General features: G+C 37.5%; 6 protein-coding genes and 3 pseudogenes. 1 reads left to right on the top strand and 8 read right to left on the bottom strand.

The window, feature by feature from the left end; translation table 11 throughout:
• Window positions 1-320, top strand: a pseudogene (locus G577_RS12230) (IS4-like element ISTeha3 family transposase); the annotation flags it as partial.
• Here G577_RS12230 and G577_RS11460 read toward each other — a convergent pair.
• From G577_RS11460 to G577_RS12225, 8 genes and pseudogenes are all read right to left on the bottom strand, one after another.
• A pseudogene (locus G577_RS11460) lies at window positions 321-740 on the bottom strand (beta/alpha barrel domain-containing protein); the annotation flags it as partial.
• Between the two features lie 20 nt (window positions 741-760).
• Window positions 761-1,936 carry an SIS domain-containing protein gene (locus G577_RS0109580; protein WP_028791005.1) on the bottom strand — a complete coding sequence of 392 codons (1,176 nt, stop codon included), beginning with the start codon at window positions 1,934-1,936 and terminating at the stop codon, window positions 761-763.
• A gap of 19 nt (window positions 1,937-1,955) precedes the next feature.
• A complete protein-coding gene (locus G577_RS0109575; protein WP_028791004.1) occupies window positions 1,956-2,687 on the bottom strand; it encodes a GntR family transcriptional regulator in 732 nt (243 codons plus the stop codon).
• Window positions 2,688-2,812: 125 nt separating this feature from the next.
• A complete protein-coding gene (gene dhaL / locus G577_RS0109570; protein ID WP_028791003.1) occupies window positions 2,813-3,412 on the bottom strand; it encodes a dihydroxyacetone kinase subunit DhaL in 600 nt (199 codons plus the stop codon).
• A gap of 13 nt (window positions 3,413-3,425) precedes the next feature.
• Window positions 3,426-4,409 carry a dihydroxyacetone kinase subunit DhaK gene (dhaK, locus tag G577_RS0109565; protein ID WP_028791002.1) on the bottom strand — a complete coding sequence of 328 codons (984 nt, stop codon included), beginning with the start codon at window positions 4,407-4,409 and terminating at the stop codon, window positions 3,426-3,428.
• A gap of 21 nt (window positions 4,410-4,430) precedes the next feature.
• Window positions 4,431-4,829 carry a dihydroxyacetone kinase phosphoryl donor subunit DhaM gene (gene dhaM / locus G577_RS0109560; RefSeq protein WP_028791001.1) on the bottom strand — a complete coding sequence of 133 codons (399 nt, stop codon included), beginning with the start codon at window positions 4,827-4,829 and terminating at the stop codon, window positions 4,431-4,433.
• Window positions 4,830-5,012: 183 nt separating this feature from the next.
• Window positions 5,013-6,380, bottom strand: a complete 1,368-nt coding sequence (locus G577_RS0109555) for an FAD-dependent oxidoreductase (protein WP_028791000.1) — start codon at window positions 6,378-6,380, stop codon at window positions 5,013-5,015.
• Window positions 6,381-6,606: 226 nt separating this feature from the next.
• Window positions 6,607-6,899 (bottom strand): annotated as a pseudogene (locus G577_RS12225) (IS4-like element ISTeha3 family transposase); the annotation flags it as partial.

Genomic DNA, 6,899 nt, shown 5'->3' with positions numbered 1-6,899 from the left:
AAGAAACCCAAACGCGCAATTATCAATCCTTGATTTGTCATACCACCATTGTGTTCACGCGCTACATCTTATTAAGTTGGCAACAACGCTGTGCCAATGACGAGCGGACCTTAGGCGGCTTATTTTATGAACTTGCTGACCAAATAAAAGAACTTGACTGGTCGGTGGCTTTATTAGAACTAATGGACATTTTGCAAGCAGTCAGTGAAAAAGCGAGTCATAAACTACAAGACTTCATTGAAAGTCAACTGCAGCTCTGGATCGATACGCTGCCCAATTATATCAAGGCTTATCTACCGAATTTGGTGTGCGAAACTTGAGTGATTTATTTCCGCGTCTTCATCCACAGCATAATAAAGTAAGAACTTAACTGCGTCTGCGTCTTCATCTTTTAAACGTAATACCGACCAATCATTTAATAGATCAGGTAAACGCCCTGGACTTGTTGTATCATACCCACTTTCTTCATACGCCAATAATAAACCAGCTTGCTCATCCCGAGCGTTTGCTGCTTGTAATCCATATTCAGGGTCTAATAAAATTGCTGAAGTATATGGAGTTAAATTTTGGGAGACCAACTTTTTAAATTCTTCGATCATTTCGCCGGTGGGCTCAATATTGAGTTGTTTAATCATTTTTTTCAACGCTCCACGCTGATCAATAGCCAAAGCGTTAATAATACCAGCGGAAGTAGATAGCTTATCCATCTTTTCTTTTTTAGCTTTTGTCATTTTCACCATATATTTACTCACCTTTTTATTTATTTTTTAAACTCATGAATGGTTACCCCTTTTACAACACGATTAACTGTACCACTCGGTGATGGGGTGTCTGGCGTATTATTTACTTTAATAGAAGTTAATATAGCTACTGTTTGCGCTATCATAATATCAGCCAAAGCTAAATACCCATCTGGTAATAATGTTGTTCTTTCATAAAAAGAAAATTGATCTCCAGAGAAATTACGTTCACCTGTCTGACCAATCGCGAATACTCCAGCTGCTATTTCGTCCTCTTTAACCTCTTCTAGGATATCTAAATCATATTCTCGGGTATATTGATCATTATTTATAAAATCAAAAACTAAAGTCTGTTTATTAACAAATGATTTAGGTCCATGACGAAATCCCATTGAAGAGTCAAATACTGTCGCAATTTTTCCTGCTGTCAATTCCAAAATTTTCAATTGTGCTTCACGAGTTAACCCAGAAAGACTACCAGAACCTAGGTAAACAATCCTTTCGAAATCTCGATCTACCATATCTTGTATTTCAGCTTCACGTTTAATTACTTCTTGACCCATATTACTGATCGTATGAACATAATTTGCTTTTTTAGCAAATTCGGTAGTATCAAAAATCAATAAAGCACTTAATGTCATACAAGAAAAACTTCCTGTCATAGCAAACCCGTCATCGTTTGCTCTTTTCGGCGTTAACAACATAAAATTATTAGATTCATATTCACTCCTTTGCGCTAAAGTACCATCTGAAGCACAAGTAATAGTTAAATGATAAATATCTTTAACCACAGCATTTGCTATATCAACTGCTGCAATACTTTCAGGACTGTTGCCGCTTCTAGCAAAAGAAACTAAAAGCGTTGTTTCCTCTTCAAAAAGGTACTCGCTAGGAGATGCTACAAGATCTGTTGTACCAACACTTTGGAAAATATAAGTACTATTATCGCCATTGGCATTTAGATAAGGTACTAACGTGTCCCCTACATATTGCGAAGTTCCAGCGCCTGTGAAGACCACGCGTATTCTGTTACCGTTCGCATTTTTCTTTATAACTTCTAGATAATCTTCAATATCTTTTTTAGCTGTTTGATAAATTTCTAGTGTTTCTTCCCAAAGCTCAGGTTGTTGTTTAATTTCACGTGTAGTAATTTCTGCGCCTTTTCTGATTAATTCTTCTTTTGTTAGTGTAAACATTAACTCTTTCCCCCTTATATTATTCATTACGAATATGTCGAACTTTATAATGAAATTGATCTGCTCTAGCCACGCTTAATGTATATTCAATCACCTCATTTTTCATATTATAGGTGGAACGTACTAAATGTAGCACTGGCGCACCTATGGTTACTTGTAATGCCTCTGAATCTTCTTTTGAAGCTATGCTAGCGTAAAACTCTTCATCAGCTAAACGGACTCTCTGGCTAAAGTCTTCTGAAAATATATTATACAAAGGCTTGTTTTCAACTTGCTCTTTAGTCAAAGATAAGAATAACTTTACTGGTAAAAAAGATGTTTCTACCATTAATGGTTCTCTATCAGCTAAACGTAAACGTTTCAATTCAAATACAGTTTCCCCTAATGGTACATTTAAAGCACTTGCGATCTTTTTTCTTGCTTCGGTTTGTTTAAATGATAAAACAATAGTTTCAGGATATCTGCCTAATTTTTTCATCTGCTCTGTAAAACTATAAGCACCAGCTAGATCAGTAGTAGTTTTACTAAGATCAGATACAAATGTCCCTTTCCCATGCTGACGATATATATATCCTTCTGTTTCTAGTTCTTGCAAAGCAAGCCTTACAGTAATTCGGCTAACACCATACTTTTTTTCTAATTCTCGTTCTGAAGGAAGTTTTTCATGAGCAAGTATACTATTTTCAATTTGCTCTTTTAATATATCAACAAGCTGGTAATACAACGTTTTCCCGTTAAATGAATAAGCCATTGAATTCTTTCCTTTCAACTGGTTATAACCACATAATAAGTATAACATTTCTCTTTATTATTTAACAAGAAAAACTGCGAGATTTTTATTAAAAACCTCGCAGTTCTCAAAATTATTTAATTTTTTTATTCCATTGTTTCCACTAACGCATCAAAAAGCAAAGTGCTAGAAGCTGCTCCGGGGTCAATGTGTCCTTTCGAACGTTCGCCTAAATAAGAAGCCCGTCCTTTTTTAGCGATCAAATCTTTCGTATGCTCCTTAGCTTGAGCGATTTGTTCTTTGTTAAGAGAACCTTCTTTTAAAGTTTGCGCTACCGGCTCCCAAACGTCGACCATTGTTTTATCTTCAAATTCCGTCTTCCCACGTTTTTTGATTCCGGCTAGCCCTTGTTCGACTACGTTGCCTAACTGTTCATAAGAATCAATTGTTTCGAGGCCTTTCGTTTCTTTGACCATATTCATCAAAGCAGAACCATACAATGGACCTGAAGCTCCTCCAACCTTAGAAATCATCGCCATTGAAAATACTTGAAAAATATCACTGATCGTCTCTGGTTGTTTTTGTTCAAACGATTCTTCATAAGCATTCACACCGCGAGCCATATTGTTTCCATGATCCCCATCTCCAATGGGAGTGTCTAAATCACTTAAATATTCTTTGTTTTCTCTTATTTTGTCTGTAAATGTCGCAAACCAAGTTTGTACGTCTTTCGCCGTTAATTGCATAAAATCTTCCTCCTTACCAAGAAATCGTAGTAACTTCACTTTCTAAAGCTTCTTTGATGGTTTCATCCTCTAAATCAATCAGCGTTAGCGAAACACCTTCCATATCAAGAGAAGTCATATAGTTGCCCACTTTATGGAAAGTCACTTCAATATTTTGTTCTTTTAACAGATTTAACACATCATTCATGAAAATAAATTGTTCCATCAAAGGTGTACCGCCCATTCCATTGACCAATACCCCCATTTTTTGAGGTTGCTTGTCATAGTCGGACAAAATTTTGCTAACTAATTCTTTGGCTAAATCTTTAGAAGGTTGTAATTTTTCACGACGGTAACCTGCTTCTCCGTGAATACCCACGCCATACTCAATTTCATCTTCTGCTAGCTCAAAACCAGGTTTCCCTACTTCAGGAACGGTCGCTGCATGCAAGGCTAAACCGATTGTTTTAATTTTTTTCACGACGTCATCGCCTAGTTGCTTTAATTCATCTAGAGAAGCCCCACTACGAGCGGCGTTTCCTAAAATTTTATGCACCAGAACGGTCCCTGCAACCCCTCGTTTGCCTGCAGTAAATTCACTGTCTTCAACCGCGATATCGTCATCAACCACCACAATTTTAGACTGAATATCGTCCATTTCCGCCATTTCTTGAGCCATTTCAAAATTTAAATTATCACCTGTATAATTTTTGACGATCAATAAAACACCTTCGCCTTGGTCAGCTTCTTGCATGGCTATTTGAATTTGGTCAGGGGTAGGCGAGGTGAAGACATCGCCAGCTACGGCAGCACTCAACATCCCATCGCCTACAAAACCCGCATGTGAAGGTTCGTGACCGCTACCTCCGCCAGAAACTAAGGCGACTTGTTTTTTATTCTCATTTTTGGCAATGACACGAGAATCTTCTATGCGATGAACGAGACCAGGATAACTCGCTGATAAGCCTCGTAACATTTCTTCAATAATATCATCTGTTTGGTTAATAATTTTTTTCATTATACACCCTCCGTTTACTTTTTATGACCAATCTTTTTCCCCAGCTTTTTGTGCTTCTGAGATCATTTGTTGCACGTCACTTGTCGTACTAGCCGTGATCGCCGCAGCAAAGGCGCCTTCAACTAAAGGAGCATCTACCAGATAATAACGCTTTTGTTGCTCTTCTTCTAGCATGTCTTGCGCCATTTCCGCATTCATAATGGCACTTCCAATATCGGCAAAAACTAAGAATTGATCTTCTTCATCCGCCTCGTTGACCGCATCAACAATTTTTATCGGATCAGAACCTATCTCGTTATCTACTGTACCACCTAAGGAATAGATGGATACATCATTTGACGTTTGCATTTGTTCGATCATCTTTTTGATTCCATCCGTAATTTCTTTACTATGAGAAAGTAGCAAAAGGCTGGTTTTCATCTTATTCTCTCCTCTACTATTAGACTGACTCCTACATCTCTTCCTACGAGTAGTTCCATCTGAAATTTTGCAAGAAAGCGTTTTATACACTTTTTATCTTATCATAACTAAAACAAAGTAACAATTTTTTGAAATAACTAAAAAGATCAACGGAATAAACTTCCGTTGGTCCTAATTTATTACTTATTTTCTATTTTCTACATCGCGTAAAGCTTGTTGAGCACCTATGTTTAGAATACTCCAAGGTCGATCAAAATCTGGTTGGAAGAAGAAATCTGCGTAAGCTAGATCTTCCAATGTCAATTTTTCTTGAATAGCTAGAGAGATCACATTTATATTTTGTGTAACATCTTCTCTAGACATGATTTGGCCACCCAAAATTCTTGTCGTATTTGGATCATAGGTTAATTTGAAATAAACTTCTGCGTTACCGTGTTTTTCTGGGACAAATGGTGGACGATAACTGTCCGTTACCAATGTAGACATTGTTTCTACACCATACGTTTCAGCCGTTCCTTCTTTAATTCCTGTAGAAGCAAAATTATAATCAAAAAGTGAAAGTGCACTAGAGCCAGAAACACTTGGCATCGCCTTTTTGTACCCTAGAGCATTCTTAGCAGCAAAACGTCCTTGACGTCTAGCATTGGAAGCTAAAGCAATACGTGTTTCTTTGCCGTCAGTTGGAGCAAATTTTACTAAAGTAGCATCCCCAATGGCATAAATATCTGGGACACTGGTTTGTAGGTAGTCATCAATTTGAATTAAACCACCAGACGTTAGTTCTAATGTATCTCCTAACCATTTTGTGTTTGGTTTAATTCCTGCAGCCACAACAACTAGATCTGCATCATAAGTCCCTTGGTCAGTCACAACTTTGCTGACTTTTCCATCTTTTCCTTCAAAGCGTTGGATATTTTGCCCAGGAGCAGCTTGGACGTTATTATTTTCCATTTCTTTTGTTAAAATATCTGTAAATTCTTCATCCAAGTAAGTGTCCAACATTCTTGGTAATACATCGATTACTGTTACGTTCATGCCAGCATTGGCAAAAACTTCTGCAGCTTCAATACCGATATATCCAGCACCAACGATAACTACATTACGCACGTCTGGATCAACCGTTTTTTGTTTTAATTTAATTGCCCAGTCACGACCGCGCATCGCATAGACGTTTTCCAAATCGGTGCCTTCAACAGGTAAGGTTGCAGGAACAGCACCAGGGCTTAGGATCAATTTATCATAAGTTTCATCGCGTTCTGTACCATCCTGATGGTTAATAACGTGAACCGTACGCTTATCTGGGTTAATAGCTGTAATTTCTTGTTCGACAAACACAGAAACGCCTTTTGATCGCATTTCTTCTGGTGTTGCATAGCTGACGTCATTTACATTTTTGACATAGCCTTCAAGATAAAGCTGCATACCACAAGATAAGAACGAGATGAAGTCTCCTTTTTCATACCATTGGATTTCTGTATCTGGTTCATCCATCAATAATTCACGAACTGCTTCGTATCCACCGTGGGAAGAGCCAACAACGATAACTTTCATGTAATTCCCTCCATTTATTAAAGTTCCAGATGTGAAAACATCTACTTTTATTTTAAAACAGAAACCTCGCCATTGCAATCTATTCATCTGGCCTCTACACAAAGCATTAGAATATTTAAGCGAATTTTTGACCATTTTTTCACAAAAAAACTGTGGCATACCTTATATATAGGAACTATTTCACAAGAAAAGACTTATTGCTAAAAATTTTATTTATTTTTTTAACTCAAGTTTCGCACACCAAATTCGGTAGATAAGCCTTGATATAATTGGGCAGCGTATCGATCCAGAGCTGCAGTTGACTTTCAATGAAGTCTTGTAGTTTATGACTCGCTTTTTCACTGACTGCTTGCAAAATGTCCATTAGTTCTAATAAAGCCACCGACCAGTCAAGTTCTTTTATTTGGTCAGCAAGTTCATAAAATAAGCCGCCTAAGGTCCGCTCGTCATTGGCACAGCGTTGTTGCCAACTTAATAAGATGTAGCGCGTGAACACAATGGTGGTATGACAAATCAAGG

This window comes from Tetragenococcus muriaticus DSM 15685 (assembly GCF_000423785.1).
Taxonomy (GTDB): domain Bacteria; phylum Bacillota; class Bacilli; order Lactobacillales; family Enterococcaceae; genus Tetragenococcus; species Tetragenococcus muriaticus.
This window is presented reverse-complemented; position numbering and strand designations above follow the sequence as displayed.

What these genes read in the sequence shown, in the direction of transcription:
- G577_RS0109575 (WP_028791004.1), bottom strand. Translation starts at nt 2,687, where the DNA reads ATGGCTTATTCATTTAACGGGAAAACGTTGTATTACCAGCTTGTTGAT.
- dhaL (WP_028791003.1), bottom strand. Translation starts at nt 3,412, where the DNA reads ATGCAATTAACGGCGAAAGACGTACAAACTTGGTTTGCGACATTTACA.
- dhaK (WP_028791002.1), bottom strand. Translation starts at nt 4,409, where the DNA reads ATGAAAAAAATTATTAACCAAACAGATGATATTATTGAAGAAATGTTA.
- G577_RS0109555 (WP_028791000.1), bottom strand. Translation starts at nt 6,380, where the DNA reads ATGAAAGTTATCGTTGTTGGCTCTTCCCACGGTGGATACGAAGCAGTT.
- dhaM (WP_028791001.1), bottom strand. Translation starts at nt 4,829, where the DNA reads ATGAAAACCAGCCTTTTGCTACTTTCTCATAGTAAAGAAATTACGGAT.
- G577_RS0109580 (WP_028791005.1), bottom strand. Translation starts at nt 1,936, where the DNA reads ATGTTTACACTAACAAAAGAAGAATTAATCAGAAAAGGCGCAGAAATT.